Below are 20,935 nucleotides of genomic sequence, written 5' to 3' on the forward strand. Positions count from 1 at the left end.
CTTGTATATCGTTTATTGGAAAAGCAGCTTGAGAGCAAGTATACCTGCGAAGAAATCCTGGATAAGTTGAAATCAATTAATTTTGCAGACATAAAAGGGCAGGGATACATGCCCACTTATGTTCGAGACGAACTAACTGATGCCCTCCACAAAATATGCGGATTCAGAACTGACTATGAGTTCATTACCAAATCTGATATGAGAACAATAGAAAAACAGAGTAAACAAAGGTAATATTACTATATTTCAAGAAGCACAAAGATAACGCCGAAAGTCAGACAATTCAAGGCTTTCGGCGTTGATTATTATTGTTGTACTGTCAAAGACAGGATTTTTTCACAGTTTTTCAAGAAGTGACTTGAACCCATACTTCTCAAACTGCGCTGCTGCCTTATCTTTATCAAGTTCAAATTTGAAGTCGTCAAGACTCTTCTCAAATGGATAATCCCTGCGGATCTGTGCAAGTTCTTTTGACAAAAGAGCTATGTCTCTATATTCGTTAAGGGCCTTCATTGGGCTCCTTGAAATGCCAAGTTCCTCTTTCCAATAAGTGCCAAGGGCCTTCAAAGCCTTGTCGTCTGCGCACTCATCAATAGCTTCGTAGATTCCCTCAACAGTGCCATATCTAGCAAGAAGAGGCATTGCAGCACTGCTAACACCCTTAACTCCAGGGATATTATCACTTGAATCTCCCTGGATTCCCTTAAGATCAGGAATCTGCTCAGGTCTAACGCCGTACTCAGCAAGGCAAAGTGGTGGTGTTACTTCAAAAGCCTTGTCAGGAAGTGGTGCCATCTTGCTGTTCCATCCAAACTCAGCGCCGTACTTATTCTGAAGTTCCTCAGCTGTCTCAGCCTTGGTCTGGATCAGCCACACTCTTGTGTAGTCGCTTACAAGCTGGAGATAATCGTGGTCCTTGGTGATGATGTAGGATGGAATCTCTTTTTCAAACCTAGAAACAACGCTTCCTACGATGTCGTCCGCCTCGAACTTCATGTCGTACATAACCTGGAAGCCCATGTCTTCTAGCATCTTCTCCATGTTCTCAAACTGTTCCTTGAGAGGCTCTGGAGTATCGCCGCGGTTACCCTTGTAGTCAGGGTACTTCTCGCGTCTAAAGGTATCCCTAGTCATATCAAAAGCAAACATCATGTGTGTAGGCTTCTGCTCATTAAGGATCTTCATGATAGTGCGCATCATGCCGTACATAGCGTTTGTGTACTGACCTTTATCGTTATGCATGATCTGAGAATAAAGAGCTTTCTTTTTCTCAGGGTCTTTTTCAAATAAAAGAGCTTTTGGAAGGTTGCCGTAATAATTTGTAACCAGCATTGAACTTCCATCTATTAAAATAAACTTCTCGTTTGACATATTATCCTCACTTTTTTCTTATCATTATACACTATACATTCTCGTAAGATACATATATAATGATTGTCTTCTTATGATAATATGTTATATTGTAAAGAACTATGAAAACGCAAAATAAGGAGTAAACACCTATGAATGACGCCTTATCAATATTTTTGAAATACGTTCTTCCTTTTCTGGTTGCGTATGTTTTAAATCTTCTTATTAATAAATTTTTGAGCAAAAAATTCCTTAGAGGAAAGTTATTCTTGATTTTCCTTAAAGGCATCATAATTGCCGTTATCTGGCTTGCCGCTGCACTTACAGCCCTCTCCGGAATCCCAGCTTTTTCTAAGACTTGGGAGACAGCCGTTGCTTCATCCGGAATCGCCGCTGTTGTACTCGGTCTTGCAGCTCAGTCAACACTTGCCAATGTCTTTGCCGGAATCTCACTTTCCGCAACACATTCAAGAGCCTTTGACATCGGCGACAGAGTCAAGATTGACGACCACGATCCAGGTTACGTCGAGGACATCACACTTAGACACACTGTGATCAAGACCTACCAGAACGAGATCATCTACATTCCTAACTCCATCGTAGGTTCTGCAACCATCGTCAATTACACTCAGGAAAAGAGCTTTTCTTTTCCTGTAGAAATATCTGTAGCCTACGGAACCGACATGGAAAAGGCCATGAATATCATGGCTGACGTCATCTACGAGCATCCGCTGCACCACGGTCCAAGGCCTACAGTTCTGTGCAAAAACTGCGGTGATAGTAGCATCACATTAAGAGCTCTTGTAGAAACCAGAGATTTCAAGGACAATCCAAAGTCCTGTTCAGACGTACTAGTAACACTTATGGATAGGTTTGCAGCAGAAGGCATCGAGATTCCTTACAACAGGCTCGTTGTGCTTAAGGGCGACAAGTAATTTTTTAGATAAAAAGGAAAGAGTTTTAGATCATGATTTACGCATTAATTATGTTTGCAATGCTGATATATCTCATCGCTGAGATCATTCATTACTGCAAGGTCAAGGCCAACGTCATTAGCAGAAAAGAAGTTAAAACCGCTGCTGAGCAGCAGGCCAAGAATTTAAAGATTGTTGATCCTATCATCTCCTGTGACTACTGCGGAGCCAAGGTAGACACTAGAATACACAAGGTTTGTCCTCAGTGCGGAGGCGCTTTTGACAAAGATATCGAGTGGACTTCAAGATTCAACGTTAAGAGCGAGTTCATCGATGAGCAGACTAGAGAGATCATCACTCAAAGAGAAGAAAAGGCTCAGGAAGAAGCCAAAAAAACCTTAAAGCGTATTAGAAATACAATAATTGCACTTGTTGGAATAAATCTCTTTATATTGGGAATTGGTCTGATTTTCCTGCTTATGGATCCTCTTTTCTCAGGAAGAGGGAATGAAACTATTGATAAGCAGTTTAGTGGCTATGTTAAATCTGACAACGCTATCCAGGGCGACGGTGTTATCTGCGACGCCAATGGCTTCAAGATTACCCTTACTGGTATCTACACCAATCCTAAGCGAATTGGTGACGACGGCTACTACGGAAGCATTGTCATGGAGTTCCAGGTTGAGAATAATACAGGAAAAGACGTTTCTGCTTCACTTTACTGCGCTGGAAATAGCGGAATGGCCTGCGAAGGCTACATTCTCTTTTATGACGATTTTAAAAAAAATAAGACCGTTACCATCTACGAGCAGATGTACCTTGGAGAATCTGAGAAGGTCAGCGAACTTGTCTTTAATGAACTTAGAGTCTCATCAAAGAAAGGCTTCGAAAACATTTATGAATTAAAAGATCCTGTTAGGATCAAGACTTCCTGCGACTTTACTTATCCACTTGAGCTTGAAGAAAATTCAGTTCTAGTTTTTTCAAATGATATGGTGGACGTTTACAAGACCTACAAGTGTAGGGAAAATGACTGTGGATACATATTCACGATAATCAATAAATCAGACAAAAACCTCTATGTTTCTTCTGATAATTTCCTGGTAGGCGGAGCAGAGGTTGATTCTGATAAGCTACGAAAAGAGCTGATTCCATCCGGATACTGGTTTAAATCAAATGAGCTGGATCCTCTTGTCGCAGACTACACTGACCTTTCAAAAAATAATACACACGTCAGTCTTAGTTTCTTTTGCAAAGAAGATCCAGCCCTTGGTTTCTCAACCGGCTACCTTGATCTAAATCAAGATCATGATATTGAATAATCGATGGCGTCTCCAATCTGACCATCTCCAAGGCTGCCAAACTCAATGCTTGCGCCATTTGCGATGTTTGAATTCCATTCAACAGGAGTGATCACATAATAATCGCCATCTTCAGTCAGGTTAACATTCCATGAATTTGAAATGTTGACCTGGCTCTTTTTAATTTTAAGAGTCCAAGTATTTACAGCACTTCCAGTGTTATTAGTAATCTTATAGCTTACCTGATATCCTGATCCCCAGCTGTTGATCGAATAATCAAGGGTCAATCCTTCTGGAGCAGGTGTTGGATCTGGAGTAGACTCTGGATCTGGTGTTGGTTCTGGCTGTGGCTCTGGTGTTGGCTGAGCCTGTGAGTCAATCTTTTCAAACTGCCACTGCTGGTTTGGATTACCGTAATAAAACCACTGGCATACGTTTGTGCCATCAGCTGTCTTGTGCTCATAAACATCAAGATACTTTGTGGCGCTTGAACACTTTGTTGCTATAGTATAAAGTCCATCCTTATCTGTTTTCTTTACGATGAACTGCTGAGCTGTTCCGCCGTAGCCCTGATAAGTTCCAACGTTTGTTCCGTCTTCATTCTCACCATTTGCTACGTCCAGCATGATGTCCCCAAGCTTACTTGTAAGTGTGATGTATCCGTCGCCCTTGTTTGTTACGTACCATTTCTGTCCATCAACGCCTGTGCCAGTGCTGATTACTACACTGTTCCATCCATCTGCCTTGTTACCAGAAACTGTAAGGTATTTCTGAGACATAGGATTCTTGATGTAGTACCAGCCATCCTCGATCTGAGCTGTTGCATTCTTATTTGTGTCAGGGTTAGGTGTTGGCTGAGGGGTGCTTCCACCGCCCTGTCCAAATACTTCTGTGTATGCCTGAAGTACCTTGTTATAAGCCTGCTTTGGCTGACCAGGTCTTGAGAAAAGAAGTGGAGCGGAATTTTTGATCCATGTGGTCTGATCTGAAAGTCCCCACCATGTGATACATGCGATGTTTCCGCCATTCTTCTTGATGTTGTTGATCTTGGTAAAGAGATCATAGCAGTAATTTGCCATGTCGCCTTCGCCCTTATTTGTGATATCAAGCTCAGTGATCTGAACTTCATATCCAGCCTTAACAAAAGAGTTAAGGGCATTGATATAATAGTTAACTTCAGGATAGCCAGTTCCAAGGTGAGACTGCATTCCTACACCAGCGCAGACTTTTCTTCCCTGGTTAATGTATGTGATAAGGTCGATAATGTTCTGAACTTCCTGATATGTATTGAAATCGTTGTAAAAGAGCTTTACTGAATCTGTAAGCTTGAAATACTCAAGACAGTCATATGCGTAGTTGAAAGCTTTTTTAACATAAGGAGCATTCTTCTTGTTGTTGCCGTATACTGCCTCCCAGCCAGAATTCTGAGCGTGGAGCACTTCGTTTGCTACGTCCCATGCGTATACTACGCTACCATACTGATTTGTGTACACATGGTTCATAACTGTCTTAACATACATCTCAAGACGAGCATCCATAGTAGCCTGATTTACAAAACCGCCGTTTCCTGTATAGCCGTTTCTAAAGAACCATGTAGGTGTCTGTGAGTGCCATACAAGAGTGTGTGCTCTCATCTTGAGTCCATTCTGGTAGCAGATCTTCATAACTTCATCTACTGTGCTGAAGTTGATCTGTGGAACATAAGACTCTTTGTAATTGTCTGGAATGTAATAACCTCTGTTCTTGGCTTCGCTTACAGTAATAAGACGAGCAGAATTGCCAAGGAGCTGATCAGGCTTCATCTCATTCTCAAGTGTGATGCTGTTGTAGTGCTGTTTAAGGATATTAAGCTGATTAGCATCTCTTAGCTGATAGAGATTGATACAAGTGCCTGAATAACCATACTTTGCGCCATACGTATTGAGAAGTGTGTTATCTGCTGCCTTTGCAGTTACACCTGTTGCAGTAAAGATCGTGCAAACAAGCATTACCATGATAAGGAGCTTGGTGATAACGTTTCTTAAGTTTAAACTATTCCTCTTCATAGTTTTTCCCCATTTATTCTGTTGTATTTGTAGTTACCTGCTCGAGCACCCTAATTCTAGCAATTCTGCACCTGAAGCACTATTCATTAATTGCGACTTTATTACTAATTGTTGCGGTACGTGTAATATATTTTGTAATATATTTTACGTTTTTCCAAAGATACTCCATGGGGAGTAAAAAAGTGCGCTAGCTCCCCTTCAGCTAGCGCACCTACTTACAGACATGAAATACGCCGGCTGTTGCAGTCACCGGCGTATTTCGCTTTTATGAGATTCAAAAAGGATTGGGATTAGCGATTTGTATAACTTACAAATTGCTTTTATTATAAGTGTCACAGCGAATGTAACATCTTATGTAATATATCTTAACATCTTTTCAAAATTTTGCAAGTAAAAAATTATTTAACAGAAAAAGCAGGACTCATCCTTTCTACCTCACTTCTGCTTATTCCATATTTTTTTGCTATGTTCATCCAGTTGTCAGCAACAATTGTTTTTATTTCATTTATAGTTTCTTGTGCTTGCTTAGGTTTTAATCCATAATAAGCTGCCGAATTATAAGCTAGCTCAAAATCTAACATAGAATCATTGTCATCAACATTTAGTTTCAGACAATCTCCATAAATATCTGGATTGACATCATACAAAGGCGACAGTCTCCAACCATTCTCAGTCAATATAAATCCATGATTTCTAAAGTGATCATCAGTATTTGAAACTGCCATACTGAAAACAATTCTTTTCCAAAGTTCATACAGGTCATTTTGAGGAGAAGCACCGTTAGCTTTAAGAAATGAAACTATTTCCAAATAACTACCGCCTTCAGTATGATCATCACCATCGTTTTTCCCAAGCATAGTCATTGCTGATGAAAAATGCACTCTTCGTTTTCCTTGTCTGTCAAACCTCTTCACAAGATATGTTGATCCCAGCTTTGAGAATTTCTGAATTTGAGCTTCAGGGACATTCAAGTGACACATCAGTGCTAGGTCATGCACAACCATTTCCCATGCACCAACATCTGTATCATCATTTCTAGATGGAAACTTAGCTATCCATAGAGAGCCATCTGGTGCTACAACTGAAGCCTTTGGTCTAGCTCCACCAAGCGATGAACCAGGTGCAATAAGTTGTTTAAGCCATTTTTCATTAAGTGCCTCATCTTCTTTTTCAAAAGCAAGTGAAGCATGCTCAAGCTTTCTAAGTGATGTCATAGGAGGGGTTGCATATTCTTTATCGTTGGAAACAAAGTCACCATCAATATCAGTTTTAAAACGTAGCCCGCCCATTCTTGATTCATCATAAACACCTAATAAATAGTCACTTTCCAGTAGCTTTTTAGGCTTTTCTTTAGATGCCTTTGCTTTAATCTCTTCCCTACGTTTCATGAGTAAACGCCCCCACCTATCTGGGCAGGAATCTGCAAATACACCAAATATTGTTTTATCGTTTCGAGTATACTGCCTTCCTCCAAATAACTGAAGATCAGGATCCAGATAATAATTTGCCTTCAATAACCATTCCTTCTCATATTCAAAGGCATACATCTCTTTGCCCCTTATTTCAGAAATATACATTCTTCCAACAGGAGTACAATTATAAGGTCCAAAATCAGCGTATACAAAAACTTGTTTTTCACTACTCATTTCTATTACCTTCTAATACGTTTTTTTACAGTGAGGTCCAAATCTTGCAACTTACGGCCAAATTCATCATCTTTTGCCACAAGCAATAAATCTTTATCCATATAATTTAGTGCATGCAGCACTGCCGCATAACAGCCCAATGCAACTGATGGTGCACCTTTTTCTATTGCAGAAAGAGTAGCTCTGCTTATCCCAGCTCGTTCAGCAACAAGTTCAGAAGTCAATTTACGCCTAAGCCTCGCGTACTTTATTTGCATTCCCATCTGAGACATAATATCTATTGTTTCCGGTAAAAGAACTATTGATTTTTTTGCCATATCTTTTCTCCTTATGTAAATAATATTATACAATAATTCTTCTTATGTCAATTTTTATTGACGTTATGTTTTCCGCTTTTCAGTTAAATTTCTTACCCTCACATGTTAATCTTCAAAGCCTTCTCTCCGATAATATAATTAGATGACGTGCCAACATCTACTAGCTATGGAAAGCGTGGGGTCTTCATGGACGAGTTTCTACTTCGTAATGAAGGTCCTTTTTTTGGGCCTTCAAAGACATAAGGAGGTACCATGAAAATTGCGCAGGCAAATGTGAACATGGTCTCAACCAACAGGTACTACGAGGAAAACTCGGTTACGGTACAGACTGGTATGGTGACCAAAGGCTCTTTTCTTGAGAATCTAAATGATCAGGAAAAGAAAATGGATAGCCTGGAATTATCCAAAACAAGCGATGAAAATGAGGCAGTAAGCAGCCAGTCCTATTCATCGCTAAAACCATCAAAGACTGAGCAGATCAGCAGGATTGGATCTACGCTGGAGGATCAGCTTGCTGAGATAAGGAGCACTCTTCTTTCGAGAATCTTACAGCTCCTTGAACTTCTTGGTGGTGAAAACCAGAGCAAGTATTATCAAAAAGCTCTCGGTGACGTCTCAGGGCTGCTGGAAAACAATTCATATCTAAGTGTTACCACAATTGAAAATGTTCATATTGAGGAAGAACAGACTACATTTTCAGGACAGGGGCTGGCCCTTACTGAAGATGGCAGAACAATTGACTTTAATGTCGAGTTCTCACTGTCCAGACGCTTATGTGAATATGCTGGAATAAGCGTTGCCACAGCAGGTCACTTCCTTGATCCCCTTGTTATCAATGTTGGAAGCGATGTAACGAGCATCAGCGATCAGTCCTTCTATTTTGACCTAGACAGTGATGGCCAGGAGGAAAAGATCTCTAACCTTGGCGCAGGCAGTGGCTTCCTTGCACTTGATAAGAATGGTGATGGCAAGATAAACAACGGCTTGGAGCTCTTTGGCACAAAGAGTGGAAATGGCTTCAAAGATCTTGCTATGTATGACAAAGATGGAAATGGCTGGATCGACGAAAACGACGAAGTCTACGAACATCTCAGAGTCTGGCTTCGTGATGAAGACGGAACCGACCGTCTCTTGTCCCTTTCAGAAGCAGACGTAGGCGCTATCTATCTTGGAAGCGCTGAAACTGAGTTTACGCAGTACAACAGCTCTTTTGCCGTGGCAGGAATGCTCCGCGCCAGCGGCATGTTCCTCAAGGAGAGCGGCGGAGTTGGCACGCTGCAGCAGGTAGATATGGCAGCCATGTAAAAGAGCTCCGGCTCCGAAAATTAGTAGATAAAAAGCCTTGAAAAGTGTATAGTTAAATAGCTGAAAAAAATAACGATTCGGGGAGTTTACAATGGGTAAATTATATTTCAGATATGGAGCTATGGGGAGTTCTAAAACGGCTAATGCACTGATGGTGCGCTATAACTATATCGAAAAGGGTCAGAATGCGATTCTTTTAAAACCAAAGGCTGACAACCGCGACGGAGATACAACTATAAGGTCAAGAATAGGACTAAGCGCAGAGTGCACCTTCGTTGAAGATTTTCTTGATGAAGTCAAAAATGAGTGGTATACAGGTAAGTCCAATGCATGGGACAAGCTTGACTGCGTAATAGTCGATGAAGCGCAGTTCCTCACCGAGGAGCAGGTAGATCTCCTTGCTGAGATCGTGGACAAGTATGATCTTCCTGTAATTTGCTACGGACTTAGGACTGATTTCACAAGCCATCTTTTTTCAGGCTCCAAGAGGCTTATGGAAATCGCCAACTATATAGAAGAAGTGCCAACTGTCTGCTGGTGTGGACGAAGAGCCCACTTCAACGCTCGCGTGAGCAACGGAAAAATTGTGAGAAGTGGCGAACAGATCATGATGGGTGGCAACGAATCTTACGTATCACTCTGTAGGAGACATTTCCTCAGCGGCGAAGTTGACGGAGCTAGAGAAAGAGAAATTTAATAGAGGTAGACAAGACCCAGACAATAATGTGCGTACCGGCTTATCCAGGCTGGTACGCATTTTTTACGATTTTATACTTTTTTAATTTTTAGGGTGTTGACTTCTTGTTCTAGTTGTTCTATAACATACTTGTAACAAGAAATTGGCAGCCAACATTAGAGAGTGCTAATTAAATTTTAAACAACACATCTCAGTGCGCTCTAATGTCAACTGCTACAAACTACTACAACCTACAACAAGTATAAAATAGAAAAGGAGTGATGACTTATGTTGATGCCTATGATTTGGAGTAACAATGATATCTTTGATGAAATGGACAATTTCTTTAACAGAGGACTTTTTGATGGTCTGTGCGACAATACCGCTTCTGACAAGCAGTTCCAGTCAATGACAGGCCTCATGAAGACTGATGTTATCGAGAAAGATGACAGCTATCAGCTGGAAGCTGAACTCCCTGGATTTAATAAAGAAGATATCAAGATTGATCTTAAAAATGATGTCTTGACAATTAGTGCTTCACACAGCGAAAATAAGGATGATAAAGATAATAACGGCAAATATATCCGTCGTGAGAGAAGAAGTTCATCCTTCCAGAGATCCTTCCGTGTAGATGGCCTTAAACCTGAGGACATAATTGCACAGTACAGAAACGGCGTACTTACAGTTAGTCTTCCAAAGAAAGAGGCAATTCCTGAGAAGGAAGAGGCAGCCAGAATCGAAGTTAAAGATTAAGACCTTTGAATAAATCTGACATCTTGATCGTAGCTTATAATCTAAGATATGACCTCTGCTTTTTACGGCATTATATATGCCTAGAAAGCAGAGGTATTTTTATGTCTACTGATAAATTAGAATACGAAGGCTACACAGGAACCGTTAACTACGACAAGAACTGCGACTACTACACAGGCGAAGTCGAGATTGACGGCGAGATCTACACCTACGAAGGTGACACTTTGGCGGAACTCCGCGAGGACTTTGAAGACATAATCGATTCGATTATTGCTTTTAATGATATGGATGATGAGGAAGAAGATTAATTAGGAGGGTTTGGAAATGGCCAGATACACCAAGGAAGACATTTTTAGGATTGTCGAAGAAGAAGATGTAGCATTTATCAGACTGCAGTTTTGCGATATCTTTGGTATTCCAAAGAATATTGCTATCGCAGCAAGCAAGCTCGAAAGCGCTCTTAACAATGAGTGCATGTTTGATGGCGTGTCCGTAGAGGGCTTCATGAGAAGCGACGAAAGCGACATGTATCTTTATCCCGATCTCGACAGCTTCGAGATCTATCCATGGAGACCACAGTCAGGCAAGGTTGCCAGAATGTTCTGTAATGTCTACACAGCAGATGGCAAGCCTTTTGCAGGTGACTCCAGAAACGTTCTTCATGAAGTTGTCAAAAGAGCTAAGGACATGGGCCTTAACTTCAAGATCAATCCGGAGCCTGAGTTCTTTTTATTCGACTATGATGATGACGGACAGCCTACAACCAAGACTCACGAAAGAGGCGGCTACTTTGACGTAGCACCAGCTGATCAGGGCGAGAACGTACGTCGTGACATCATCTTGAACCTTGAGGAAATGGGATTTGATATCTCCTCTTCTCACCACGAGATTGCTCCTGCTCAGCACGAGATCGACTTCAAAGAAGAAGACGCTGAGCGCACAGCAGACATGATCATGACTTTCAGAATGGCAGTTAAGACAATTGCCAAAAAGCACGGTCTCTACGCTACATTCATGCCAAAGCCAGTTGAGGGAATCCCTGGTTCAGGTATGCACATCAACATCATCGCTGAAGATGAAAAGGGCAATAACATCTTCTGTGGAGAAGGCGAGAGGCTTTCAGATACAGCCAAGCACTTCATTGCCGGCGTACTTGCACACGTTAAGGGCATGACTCTTGTAACTAACCCTGTAGTTAATTCCTACAAGAGACTTGTTCCAGGCTATGATGCACCAGTTAACGTTTCCTGGTCTTCTCTTTCCGCTAACAGAAGTGCCCTTATCAGAATCCCTTCCAATAAGGGTAACGGCACTAGAATCGAGCTTAGAAACCCTGATGCAACCTGCAATCCATATCTTGCAATTGCGCTTATCCTTGCTGCCGGAATGGACGGTATCGCCAATAAGATGACTCCTCCAGCAGAAGTTAGTGACAACAACGAAAGCGGTCTTGAGACTCTTCCACTTACACTCGGTGAGGCTCTCCGCGCTTATCAGGCTGATCCTTTTGTAAAAGAGGTCCTTGGAGATTCAATCTACAACAAGATCTTAGAAGCCAAGAACAAAGAATGGAAAGACTTCCGTACCTGCGTAACTCAGTGGGAAGTCGGCAAATACCTTAATCTCTTCTAAATTTACTACTTAATGAAAGCTTCGAGGATTTTGGGTTGAATATCATTGTAGCCTTTGCTAAGACCGACGATGGTCTTAAGTTTAAGAGCATATTGGGCCGTGGTGGATACGATAACGTAGTCGTCTGCTCCTCTGGAATGCAGGCTTTATCTGCCATGGAAGATTTAGGAAGCGGTGTCGTTATATGCGGTCACCGCTTAAGTGACATGCTCTACAATGAACTCCTCGATAATATGCCCGAGTACTTCCAGATGCTTATGGTGGCTTCTCCAGACAAGGCGCCATTTGATAACTCAGATGGCAAGCTCATCTTCCTTCAATCACCATTAAAAAAGTCAGAGCTCTTTTCATCCCTTAGCATGATGCTAGAGGGCGTAAGCAGACGTAAAAAGAAAGCAAAAGAGCGCCGCATGCAGCGAAGTGCTGCGGATCAAAAGACAATAGATGATGCCAAACACTTGCTGATGGAAAGGCATCATATGACTGAGCCTGAAGCTCATAAATATCTCCAAAAATGTGCCATGGATTCAGGAACTGGCCTCCTTGAAACCGCGGAGATGGTAATATCACTTTCGGAGATCTAAGAAAAAGGGCCAAGGGGACGGGGGTGGTGAGCTAGCTCACCACCCCCGTCCCCTTGGCTCTTTTTTGTTTATCACATAAATATATTTCTGATTCTTCTAGTTACATTTCCTGTGCCGTAGTCAGCTTTCTGAGTCATCATCAGGAATGTAGTCTTGGTGGATGGATCATTCATAAAGTATGTTCCAAGCCATCCATCCCAACCGTATTCACCCTTGTTTCCAAGAATAAGCGCCTGTTTTGGATCATCCATGACACGCATGAGGTTACCATATGTGTGACCCTCAAGTCCGCGCCAGTTCCAAAGGTCTTTCTGCTGATACTCTAGGAGCTTACCTGTTGTAAGGAACTTCACAGCTGATTCTGTAAGAATTACCTTTCCTCTGTAAACGCCATCATCTATGAGCATTCTGGCAAAGTGTGAATAGTCATCTAATGTTGAGAAAAGACCTGCTCCGCCTGATTCAAAAGCGTTAACTCCGCCGTTATTTCTAATACCAAGATTATTGCCCTTGTATTCTTCGAGGTCATTACCCTTTGCCTGATAAGCATGGGCAAGACGAGGTTTCTTTTCATCTGGAACAAAGAATGCTGTATCAACCATCTCAAGAGGATCAAAAAGTCTCTCTTTGAGGAACTCGCTGTACTTCATACCTGAAGCTTTCTCGATAACAGCACCGAGGATATCTGCTGATGTTCCATACTGCCAATGGCTTCCAGGGAGGAAATTGAGTGGAAGCTTACCAAGCTTTTCAGCAAACTCCAAAGTTGACATCTGGTTATCAGATGAGAGGCGATCAATAAGTTCATCAAATAAAACGCCTGTCTCTTTTTCGGCTTCTGAATTAACACCTGGATAAACAAGTCCTGATGTCATGTTCATAAGCTCGAAGATCCTCATCTTCTTATCTTCAGGAACCTTGTGCTTTTGGCCGTTCTCATCAAGGTATTCCTGATCATTAAAGCTATCTATGTATTTGCCTACTGGCTCGCACAGATCAACGATTCCGTCCTGCACAAGGAGCATCATTGCTGCGGCTGTAATAGGCTTGGACTGTGAATACAGATGGAAGATAGTGTCTCTTTCGATAGGTACCTTATCCTCTTCGTCAGCATAACCGCTCTTTAAAAAGAACTTCTCTGTTCCATCCTGTATTAGAAGCGCGCTTACACCTGCAAGCTCTCTCTCTGCCACCGCGCGGTCCATACATTTCTGTATTAGTGCTAATTTGTCTCTCATAATAATCTCCGGTCTTTATTTCAAAGCATTTGCAATATCTGCGATAAGGTCTTCCTTGTCTTCAAGTCCACAAGAAATTCTGATAAGTCCTGCTGGGATACCAGCTGCTTCAAGCTGTTCGTCTGTCATCTGACGGTGAGTTGATGTTGCAGGGTTGAGGCAACATGTTCTGGCATCAGCTACGTGAGTTTCGATAGCTGCAATCTTGAGTTTCTTCATAAAGCTCTCCGCTGCTGCTCTTCCGCCCTCAAGCTCAAATGAAACAACGCCGCAACCACCGTTTGGCATGTACTTCTGAGCAATCTCATAATATGGATCAGACTCAAGTCCAGGATAGTTAACCTTCTTGACCTGTGGCTGCTCCTGAAGGAACTTAGCAACTGCAAGTCCGTTCTCTACATGCTTTGGCATACGAACATGAAGTGATTCAAGTCCAAGATTTAAGATAAATGCATTCTGTGGAGACTGAATGCATCCAAAGTCTCTCATAAGCTGTGATGTGCACTTTGTAATGAATGCACCTTCTTTGCCGAACTTCTCAGCATATACGATTCCGTGATATGAATTATCTGGCTGTGTAAGTCCTGGGAACTTGTCAGCATGTGCCATCCAATCGAGCTTACCTGAATCAACGATGACACCACCAACTGCAGCTCCGTGGCCATCCATATACTTGGTTGTTGAATGAGTTACGATATCTGCGCCCCATTCGATAGGTCTGCAGTTAACTGGTGTTGGGAATGTATTGTCCACAATAAGTGGAACACCGTGGCTGTGTGCAGCCTTGGCAAATTTCTCTATATCAAGAACTGTAAGAGCTGGGTTAGCAATTGTCTCGCCAAATACTGCTCTTGTGTTGTCCTTAAAAGCTGCATTAAGCTCATCCTCTGTGCAATCAGGTGAAACAAATGTAACTGTTACTCCCATCTTTGCCATAGTTACAGCAATGAGATTAAATGTTCCACCATAGATTGAAGATGAAGCTACGATGTGGCTTCCGCATTCACAAATATTAAACAGAGCGAAGAAATTAGCAGCCTGTCCAGATGATGTGAGCATAGCAGCTGTGCCGCCCTCAAGTGCTGCAATCTTGGCAGCTACATAATCATTGGTTGGGTTCTGAAGTCTGGTATAGAAATATCCTGAAGCTTCAAGATCAAAAAGCTTACCCATATCCTCACTGGTGTCATACTTAAAAGTTGTAGACTGGATGATAGGTATCTGACGTGGTTCGCCATTACCTGGAGTATATCCTGCCTGTACACATCTGGTTCCGATTCCCTGCTGACTCATTTCTTCATCTCCTCTTAATATTAAATTTTAGAATTATAAGTTTGTGTTATCTACTGGAGCTTCTGGTGCTACTGGAGCCTCAGCTGCTACAGGTGCTTCTGCTGCAACTGGAGCTACTGGTGTCTCCTGAACTGGTTCTGTCTGTACAGGAGCAACTGGTGTTACAGGTGTTTCCTGAGCTGGAGCAACTGGAGTAGGCTGTACTGGAGCTACTGGTGTAGGCTGTACAGGAGTTGCCTGTACTGGAGCTGCCTGCAAAGCAGGAGCAACTGGAGCCTGCTGAACTGGTGATACAGAAACCTGCTGCATAGGTGCTACTGGTGTAGCCTGTACTGGCTGCTGCATTGGTGCTGCCCCCATTGGCATTGCCTGTCCAGGGATAGCTGGCTGAGCAACAACTTTTTTCTTCTTGTTCTCTTTACCCATTGTTACGTACTTATAGAATTTGTTTACATCATAACCAAGCTCTACTGCTGGGTTCTTGGCCTGAATTGTAGCCATGATGTTTGAAATTGTCTCAGTAAGATTTGCCATGTTCTTAGGAGCTTTGCAGATCTCATGAACATCGTACTTCTGATCAAATAATGTGATAGACTTACCTGTCTGTGAGTACATCCAACGAACATCTGAATACTTAACGATATCAAGTGTCTGACCAGCACTGATAACATAGTTTGGTGTGAAATATGTATTGAGCTGAGGAACAACTACTGATGTAGGATCAGCAAGTTCCATATTGATCTCCTGAGCATTCTGAAGAGTGAGATCTCTGATTGTCTTGTAGTAGCTAAGGAATCCTTTGATATTTACGATCACGATCACGATTGCTGCTACAAGGAAAATAACTCCAAATACGATAGCTACTGGCTCTGAATCAGCATCTTTTACCCAAAGAGCCTTGCCCATGAAATACTCATCAAAGTAATCACGAGCTTCCTTGAGCTCATCCTCGTCGTTCTCATCGTCTACATAGAATGTAATAGCTTCATCGATCACATCATTTGTGAGAGTGTAGATAGAACCTTCAACTTCAGCATATCCATCTTTTTGGATTCCCTGAGAGATGGCATCTGCCTGATCTTCTGAGCATCTAATGATATAGAGATCTTCGTAATAGTCATAAACGAAATAGTAAGCTTCAGATGAGTCGTAGTAACCGATCTGTACAGGATCTTCTGTAGCATAGATCATTACTCTCTTGCCTTCATCAAGCTTGTTATCGTTGTAAGCTTCTGAAAAATGAACTGCTGCCTCATCGTTTCTCAAGGCGCTTCCAAGATCACCTGCTGCAAAGCAGATAAAAGAAAGAACAACAAGTACTGCAGCAACGATCATCATGATCATGTTATGCTGATACTTCTTGTTGATAATAGGGCTGTTAATCTTATTCATATATTTTTCCTCCGTTTTCCCCTCAAACACTTTATATAATTTACCATATACAGCCGATAAAAAAAATAACATTTTTCAGCAAATTAATTATGTATATAGACCTATTTTTGCAAAATAAAACGCATGGTCCAAAAGCTCATGAACCATGCGAATCTATACTTTTTTACAGATTAAAGAAGATGTGCTCTGAGCTCTTCTCCAGACTTATCAGAAAGATATGCTGGTGGAATATCAAGAATTGTCTTGCATCCCTTCATACCCTCGCTCTGCATACGGTGTGCAGCTCTTGCTACAGCTACAAGTACGCTTGTTGTGAACTCTGGGTTTGAATCAAGCTTCAAGCTATATTCGATAATGTGGTTGTGCTCTTTGTCGGCACCAGTCTTACCACTTCTAAATACGAAACCACCATGAGCCATTCCGCTGTGGTTCTGTAATAGCTCTTCTTCGCTGATGAAATGAACTGTTGTGTCATAATCAGCAAAGTAGTTTGGCATTTCCTTGATCTCTTTTTCTACAGTAGCTGCATCAGCTCCGTCCTCAAGAACTACAAAGCACTCTCTTGTGTGCTTCTGTCTTGTTGTAAGCTCAGGATTCTGACCACTTCTAACTGCCTCAAGTGCACTCTCAACTGGGATAGTGTACTGCTTGGCATTCTTGACACCTTTGATCCTGCGGATTGCATCTGAGTGTCCCTGTGAAACACCCTTGCCCCAGAATGTATAATCATTGCCATCTGGAAGGATAGCGTTTGAATAAACTCTTGCAAGTGAGAACATTCCTGGATCCCAGCCACATGAGATAACTGCAACCTTGCCTGCTGCCTTAGCTGCCGCATCAACATTTGCAAAATGCTCAGGGATTCTGGCATGTGTATCAAAACTATCAACTACGTTGAACATAGCAGCGTACTCTGGAGTCTGAACTGGAAGGTCTGTAGCACTTCCGCCGCAGAGGATCATAACATCGATCTTGTCCTTGTAATCTGCTACATCGTTAACTGAAACAACAGGTACTCCCTTAGTTCTGATCTGAAGCGTAGCTGGATCTCTTCTGGTAAAAACAGCTACAAGCTCCATATCAGGCGCCTGCTCTACAGCGAGCTCAACACCCTTACCAAGGTTACCATATCCTAAAATACCGATCTTTGTACTCATCTATTCCTCCTAACGATCACTCTATGACTCTTTTACGAAATCTCTTCTATAATATCATTAAATCCAATGATAATAACATCTTTAGATGTTGGCATTTTTACAAAATAGTCATTGGTCAGGATCTTAAGCTTCTTGCCATCTTTTTTGGTGACAACTGTAACTTCCTGCACCATCTCTTTTCCCTCCTTGTAAGCCTTAAGGAGAGCAAGTCTTGAAAATGTATTGTTGAATATAACCTTCTCTTCGCCTTCACGCATCTCTATCCCTGCCTGTGTCAGTTCGTCAAAAGAACCTGTGGAAGGAATGAATTTATCAACATTATTCTTCATTATAAGGTAGCTGTTCTTGGACAGGTTACCATATACGATCAGCGGATATTTCTTGTAAATAGCTTCTAGTAAAAGATCTATAGTACCGAACTGTCCGCCGTCTGTAAGGACATCGTAGTTTACGGCTACATTTTTGGAAGATCCGCAAAGGAGCATGAACTCCTCTTTTGGCATAGGCTTAGCAAATAAAAAGCCCTGAATCTTCTGGCAGTCAAAGGACTGCATAAGCTTGAGCTGGCTTGAGTTCTCAACACCCTCAGCTACAGTCTCAAGATTAAGCCTGTGTGCAAGGTAAAAGATTGACTCGATAGCAACCTTACCTTCTGGTGTCTTACTGGTCTCCTGCATGAGGCCTTTGTCTATCTTAAGGACAGATACTGGCATCTCAGCCAGGAGCTTGATGGAAGTAGAACCACTTCCAAAGTCATCAATGGCAATCTTGATACCCTTTTCATGGATGTCCTTGCCCCAGCTTACTATATTCTCGTACTCACCTAAAAAAGCTGTCTCTGTAATCTCAACCTCAAACAAGCTCTTGTCTACTTCATATCTCTTGAGAAGTCTCTCAAGCCTGCTGGCGAAGTCTTTCTCGTTGACATGGCGCTGTGAAAAATTGACAGATATAGGAACAGCACGGTCTCCAAGTTCCTTAATGGTCTTACAGGCTTCCTCCGCCACAAACCAATCAAGGAAAGTGATAGCATTTGTTTTCTCAAGTTCAGGTATAAATTCTGAAGGCATCTTGATATTGCCATCAGCATCCTTCCAACGAACCAGTGCTTCTGCACTAACCAATATCCCAGTGTTGGCATTATACTGTGGTTGATAATATGCAATTAATTCATGAGACTCCATGGCCTCAAACAAGTCATCAACTAAAGTTGGCTCCAATATGTGCCTCTTTCTTAAATTTTTTTGTGATTAGTTTTGGAATTTCCCCACTGATGTCAGAACAACATCTCTTGATTCTCATTATACCAACTTATTGAATATTTTATTCATGTTAAGTGTGACAATTTTGTGATTTTTTTGAAGCTTTTTTTCAATGTGAGATTCCAAAAATGTAGCTTTACTTCAACACTTTAAAGGGATGTGTAATAAAAAAAAATCCCTTAGTTAATCATTACGAAACCCTCTTCAAAAAATGCATAAAAAATGTATGATATGCATAAAAAAATACTCATTCCCCTGGAAAAGTAGAATGAGTATTTTATATTAATCTAAAATTTACTTTTTATCGTTTAGTTTGAAGATATGCTTGCTATGCTACTGCACATAACTACAATAAGCATAAAGGTAACTTCCTGAGCAATGGTAACAGCTATCGTATTTCCAATGGCTGAACTTGCAGGATTTTTCTCTTCATTATAAATTGCAGCGGTGATCATACTAGCATACATGAGCCTTGTCTCTTTGCTCATATCAAGAACGCCCAAGCCTTTCTGACTTCTAAGGTAAACTTCAGCTTCTACAACATCCTGGATAAGCTGTTCCTGATCTACATCAAGATCAACAAGGCAACCCAGCATTGAAAGCTCATAGTTCTTTCCGTAAGGAGCGCCTGCTGCCTTAAATGCATCATATAGATTCAACGCCTTCTCGCATTTTTCCTCTGAAGATCCACCAAGTGCTGTGATAACCTGCGCAAGTGAATAAACATCATTGTCATGGAAGATGAATTTCTTTTTAAGGATCTGATATGAATCCTCAAGCTCTGTAAGGATATCGTCTACGTTCTTGTCACTCATAGCAAGAAGAACAGCAAAACATGTATCTTCATCTGTTGTAAGGAATGGGTGTTTCTCTTTCATTCCTTTCATGATCTGGCTTGTTCTATCAACGATAACATCTGCATTTCCCACTCTCTTAGAATCACAGATGACCATTGCTGCAACTGCTCTGTAGATAGAGCCCATGAGCTTGCCTTCTTTTAACTTGTCATAAACTGCAACAGCATCCTCAAGATACTTCTCTGGCTGACCACTTACAGCCATCTTGGATGAAACGATAACCTCGTTAAATCCGCGGAAATATGAGAAATAGTTTTCCTCCTTCTGAAGGATCTTTTGACATTCCTTAACATATTCTGCATCTACTTCTCTGCCATTCTGTGTAAAAGCGCTACTAGCAGCAACTTTGATAAGTCCATACTCTAAGATAAAAGCCTTTCCCATGGCATATCTATTTTCAGCAAATAAATCACATCTTTTTTTAATTAAGTCTTTCATACATTTTCTCCTTTGTTATTGTCGCGATTCCCCAAAATAGTAATGGAGAATACTTGATCACATGCGCCTTTAAAGAGTCTGCAATTAACATGGATCCTGATTCAGGGTCAATATACAGATCAGCGTTAAGAACATATCTGAATGCTATCGAGATCAGCGCCAGTACAAATGGCACCAAAGCAAGCAGATAGTACTTTGAGCCTGCTACCTTTCCTCTAAATGAGGCTACCACAAAGAACACAAGAAACGCAAGTCTTATAAGTATCTCAAATCCTGCATCTCCGATTGCATCAATGAGCCAATAGGTTGAAGGCGGGCTCATTAGCGTATCCTTCATCTGTAACAACTCATAAATGTAATAGAACATTATCAAAAGAGCTATGACCTTACTGATAGTCTTTTTCTCTGCCTTTTCTATGAGGGTTATGATCAGGAGAGCGTCCAACACAAACCTTATCAATGTGCCTGTCATAAGTTCCCTGAACAAGTCTGGAAACTCATCTTTCATATCCCAGTAAATTGAACCCACTACTATATGCTTGATGCACACTGAGATAGCAAACACGATTGTCATCACTATAAATGCTATCTTGGCGTGCTTTCGTTTTTCGTCCATATTGTTTGCGGTGTAAGTTACCATGCCATCCATTTTACGACCTCCCGTTGTCTATATAACTAGTATACAAGCTTATCAGGGAAAATGTTGCGGGAAAACCTGCAATTCACATATTATTGAATTTGAGGTAAACTCATATAAGATTGTAATATCTAAAAC

General features: G+C 41.5%; 19 protein-coding genes and 1 pseudogene. 9 read left to right on the plus strand and 11 right to left on the minus strand.

The genetic code is table 11. The annotated features are described in order from the left end of the window. Nucleotides 1-234: pseudogene (locus tag BLS24_RS15340) on the plus strand (IS1634 family transposase); the annotation flags it as partial. A 102-nt stretch (nt 235-336) separates the two neighbouring features. Here BLS24_RS15340 and BLS24_RS08110 read toward each other — a convergent pair. Beyond that, nucleotides 337-1,371, minus strand: coding sequence for a 5'-3' exonuclease (locus BLS24_RS08110; RefSeq protein ID WP_091757879.1), 1,035 nt, complete (start codon nt 1,369-1,371; stop codon nt 337-339). Between the two features lie 131 nt (nt 1,372-1,502). Here BLS24_RS08110 and BLS24_RS08115 point away from each other — a divergent pair, with 131 nt between their 5' ends. Continuing rightward, nucleotides 1,503-2,285: a mechanosensitive ion channel family protein gene (locus BLS24_RS08115; protein ID WP_091757881.1), complete on the plus strand. Its 783-nt coding sequence runs from the start codon at nt 1,503-1,505 to the stop codon at nt 2,283-2,285. 32 nt (nt 2,286-2,317) lie between these two features. Next, nucleotides 2,318-3,586 carry a hypothetical protein gene (locus BLS24_RS08120; protein WP_091757883.1) on the plus strand — a complete coding sequence of 423 codons (1,269 nt, stop codon included), beginning with the start codon at nt 2,318-2,320 and terminating at the stop codon, nt 3,584-3,586. Here the strand turns inward: BLS24_RS08120 and BLS24_RS08125 are convergent. From BLS24_RS08125 to BLS24_RS08135, 3 genes are all read right to left on the minus strand, one after another. Continuing rightward, nucleotides 3,571-5,610 (minus strand): endo-1,4-beta-xylanase, encoded by a 2,040-nt coding sequence (locus BLS24_RS08125; protein ID WP_091757885.1) that lies wholly within the window; start codon nt 5,608-5,610, stop codon nt 3,571-3,573. The two genes, BLS24_RS08120 and BLS24_RS08125, sit on opposite strands and share 16 nt — an antisense overlap. Nucleotides 5,611-6,008: 398 nt before the next feature. Beyond that, nucleotides 6,009-7,256, minus strand: a complete 1,248-nt coding sequence (locus BLS24_RS08130; protein ID WP_091757887.1) for a type II toxin-antitoxin system HipA family toxin — start codon at nt 7,254-7,256, stop codon at nt 6,009-6,011. A 5-nt stretch (nt 7,257-7,261) separates the two neighbouring features. After that, a complete protein-coding gene (locus tag BLS24_RS08135) occupies nt 7,262-7,573 on the minus strand; it encodes a helix-turn-helix domain-containing protein (protein WP_072702636.1) in 312 nt (103 codons plus the stop codon). 252 nt (nt 7,574-7,825) lie between these two features. Here BLS24_RS08135 and BLS24_RS08140 point away from each other — a divergent pair, with 252 nt between their 5' ends. The 6 genes from BLS24_RS08140 to BLS24_RS08165 all read left to right on the plus strand — a co-directional run bounded on the left by BLS24_RS08140 (nt 7,826) and on the right by BLS24_RS08165 (nt 12,523). Beyond that, entirely contained in the window at nt 7,826-8,878 is a 1,053-nt protein-coding gene (locus BLS24_RS08140) for a hypothetical protein (protein ID WP_091757889.1), read from the plus strand. 91 nt (nt 8,879-8,969) lie between these two features. Further along, nucleotides 8,970-9,575 carry a thymidine kinase gene (locus tag BLS24_RS08145; RefSeq protein WP_072702643.1) on the plus strand — a complete coding sequence of 202 codons (606 nt, stop codon included), beginning with the start codon at nt 8,970-8,972 and terminating at the stop codon, nt 9,573-9,575. 267 nt (nt 9,576-9,842) lie between these two features. Beyond that, nucleotides 9,843-10,307, plus strand: coding sequence for an Hsp20/alpha crystallin family protein (locus BLS24_RS08150; RefSeq protein WP_091757891.1), 465 nt, complete (start codon nt 9,843-9,845; stop codon nt 10,305-10,307). A 101-nt stretch (nt 10,308-10,408) separates the two neighbouring features. After that, complete coding sequence (locus BLS24_RS08155; RefSeq protein ID WP_091757893.1) at nt 10,409-10,615, plus strand: hypothetical protein; 207 nt, start codon at nt 10,409-10,411, stop codon at nt 10,613-10,615. Between the two features lie 16 nt (nt 10,616-10,631). Then, on the plus strand, nt 10,632-11,939 hold the full coding sequence (gene glnA, locus BLS24_RS08160) for a type I glutamate--ammonia ligase (protein WP_091757895.1): 1,308 nt from the start codon (nt 10,632-10,634) through the stop codon (nt 11,937-11,939). Nucleotides 11,940-11,974: 35 nt separating this feature from the next. Next, the gene (locus BLS24_RS08165; RefSeq protein WP_091757897.1) at nt 11,975-12,523 is read left to right on the plus strand and encodes an ANTAR domain-containing response regulator; all 549 of its coding nucleotides are present in this window, start codon (nt 11,975-11,977) and stop codon (nt 12,521-12,523) included. Between the two features lie 71 nt (nt 12,524-12,594). Here BLS24_RS08165 and BLS24_RS08170 read toward each other — a convergent pair whose 3' ends face one another. From BLS24_RS08170 to BLS24_RS08200, 7 genes are all read right to left on the minus strand, one after another. Then, a complete protein-coding gene (locus BLS24_RS08170) occupies nt 12,595-13,761 on the minus strand; it encodes a serine hydrolase domain-containing protein (RefSeq protein WP_207647969.1) in 1,167 nt (388 codons plus the stop codon). Between the two features lie 15 nt (nt 13,762-13,776). Continuing rightward, nucleotides 13,777-15,054, minus strand: a complete 1,278-nt coding sequence (locus tag BLS24_RS08175; protein ID WP_091757901.1) for an O-acetylhomoserine aminocarboxypropyltransferase/cysteine synthase family protein — start codon at nt 15,052-15,054, stop codon at nt 13,777-13,779. 33 nt (nt 15,055-15,087) lie between these two features. Continuing rightward, nucleotides 15,088-16,446, minus strand: coding sequence for a hypothetical protein (locus tag BLS24_RS15475; protein ID WP_091757903.1), 1,359 nt, complete (start codon nt 16,444-16,446; stop codon nt 15,088-15,090). A 170-nt stretch (nt 16,447-16,616) separates the two neighbouring features. Beyond that, nucleotides 16,617-17,603: a diaminopimelate dehydrogenase gene (locus BLS24_RS08185; RefSeq protein WP_091757905.1), complete on the minus strand. Its 987-nt coding sequence runs from the start codon at nt 17,601-17,603 to the stop codon at nt 16,617-16,619. 32 nt (nt 17,604-17,635) lie between these two features. Next, the gene (locus BLS24_RS08190; protein WP_091757907.1) at nt 17,636-18,823 is read right to left on the minus strand and encodes an EAL domain-containing protein; all 1,188 of its coding nucleotides are present in this window, start codon (nt 18,821-18,823) and stop codon (nt 17,636-17,638) included. A 350-nt stretch (nt 18,824-19,173) separates the two neighbouring features. Beyond that, a complete protein-coding gene (locus BLS24_RS08195) occupies nt 19,174-20,160 on the minus strand; it encodes a DUF4003 family protein (RefSeq protein ID WP_091757909.1) in 987 nt (328 codons plus the stop codon). Next, nucleotides 20,144-20,809: a hypothetical protein gene (locus BLS24_RS08200; protein WP_091757911.1), complete on the minus strand. Its 666-nt coding sequence runs from the start codon at nt 20,807-20,809 to the stop codon at nt 20,144-20,146. Before BLS24_RS08200 ends, BLS24_RS08195 begins: the two co-directional genes overlap by 17 nt. Nucleotides 20,810-20,935: the final 126 nt, after the last annotated feature.

The sequence above is a fragment of the Butyrivibrio sp. INlla18 genome, from assembly GCF_900103635.1.
GTDB lineage: Bacteria > Bacillota > Clostridia > Lachnospirales > Lachnospiraceae > Butyrivibrio.

What these genes read in the sequence shown, in the direction of transcription:
- BLS24_RS08110 (WP_091757879.1), bottom strand. Translation starts at nt 1,371, where the DNA reads ATGTCAAACGAGAAGTTTATTTTAATAGATGGAAGTTCAATGCTGGTT.
- BLS24_RS08115 (WP_091757881.1), top strand. Translation starts at nt 1,503, where the DNA reads ATGAATGACGCCTTATCAATATTTTTGAAATACGTTCTTCCTTTTCTG.
- BLS24_RS08120 (WP_091757883.1), top strand. Translation starts at nt 2,318, where the DNA reads ATGATTTACGCATTAATTATGTTTGCAATGCTGATATATCTCATCGCT.
- BLS24_RS08125 (WP_091757885.1), bottom strand. Translation starts at nt 5,610, where the DNA reads ATGAAGAGGAATAGTTTAAACTTAAGAAACGTTATCACCAAGCTCCTT.
- BLS24_RS08130 (WP_091757887.1), bottom strand. Translation starts at nt 7,256, where the DNA reads ATGAGTAGTGAAAAACAAGTTTTTGTATACGCTGATTTTGGACCTTAT.
- BLS24_RS08135 (WP_072702636.1), bottom strand. Translation starts at nt 7,573, where the DNA reads ATGGCAAAAAAATCAATAGTTCTTTTACCGGAAACAATAGATATTATG.
- BLS24_RS08140 (WP_091757889.1), top strand. Translation starts at nt 7,826, where the DNA reads ATGAAAATTGCGCAGGCAAATGTGAACATGGTCTCAACCAACAGGTAC.
- BLS24_RS08145 (WP_072702643.1), top strand. Translation starts at nt 8,970, where the DNA reads ATGGGTAAATTATATTTCAGATATGGAGCTATGGGGAGTTCTAAAACG.
- BLS24_RS08150 (WP_091757891.1), top strand. Translation starts at nt 9,843, where the DNA reads ATGTTGATGCCTATGATTTGGAGTAACAATGATATCTTTGATGAAATG.
- BLS24_RS08155 (WP_091757893.1), top strand. Translation starts at nt 10,409, where the DNA reads ATGTCTACTGATAAATTAGAATACGAAGGCTACACAGGAACCGTTAAC.
- glnA (WP_091757895.1), top strand. Translation starts at nt 10,632, where the DNA reads ATGGCCAGATACACCAAGGAAGACATTTTTAGGATTGTCGAAGAAGAA.
- BLS24_RS08170 (WP_207647969.1), bottom strand. Translation starts at nt 13,761, where the DNA reads ATGAGAGACAAATTAGCACTAATACAGAAATGTATGGACCGCGCGGTG.
- BLS24_RS08175 (WP_091757901.1), bottom strand. Translation starts at nt 15,054, where the DNA reads ATGAGTCAGCAGGGAATCGGAACCAGATGTGTACAGGCAGGATATACT.
- BLS24_RS15475 (WP_091757903.1), bottom strand. Translation starts at nt 16,446, where the DNA reads ATGAATAAGATTAACAGCCCTATTATCAACAAGAAGTATCAGCATAAC.
- BLS24_RS08185 (WP_091757905.1), bottom strand. Translation starts at nt 17,603, where the DNA reads ATGAGTACAAAGATCGGTATTTTAGGATATGGTAACCTTGGTAAGGGT.
- BLS24_RS08195 (WP_091757909.1), bottom strand. Translation starts at nt 20,160, where the DNA reads ATGAAAGACTTAATTAAAAAAAGATGTGATTTATTTGCTGAAAATAGA.
- BLS24_RS08200 (WP_091757911.1), bottom strand. Translation starts at nt 20,809, where the DNA reads ATGGATGGCATGGTAACTTACACCGCAAACAATATGGACGAAAAACGA.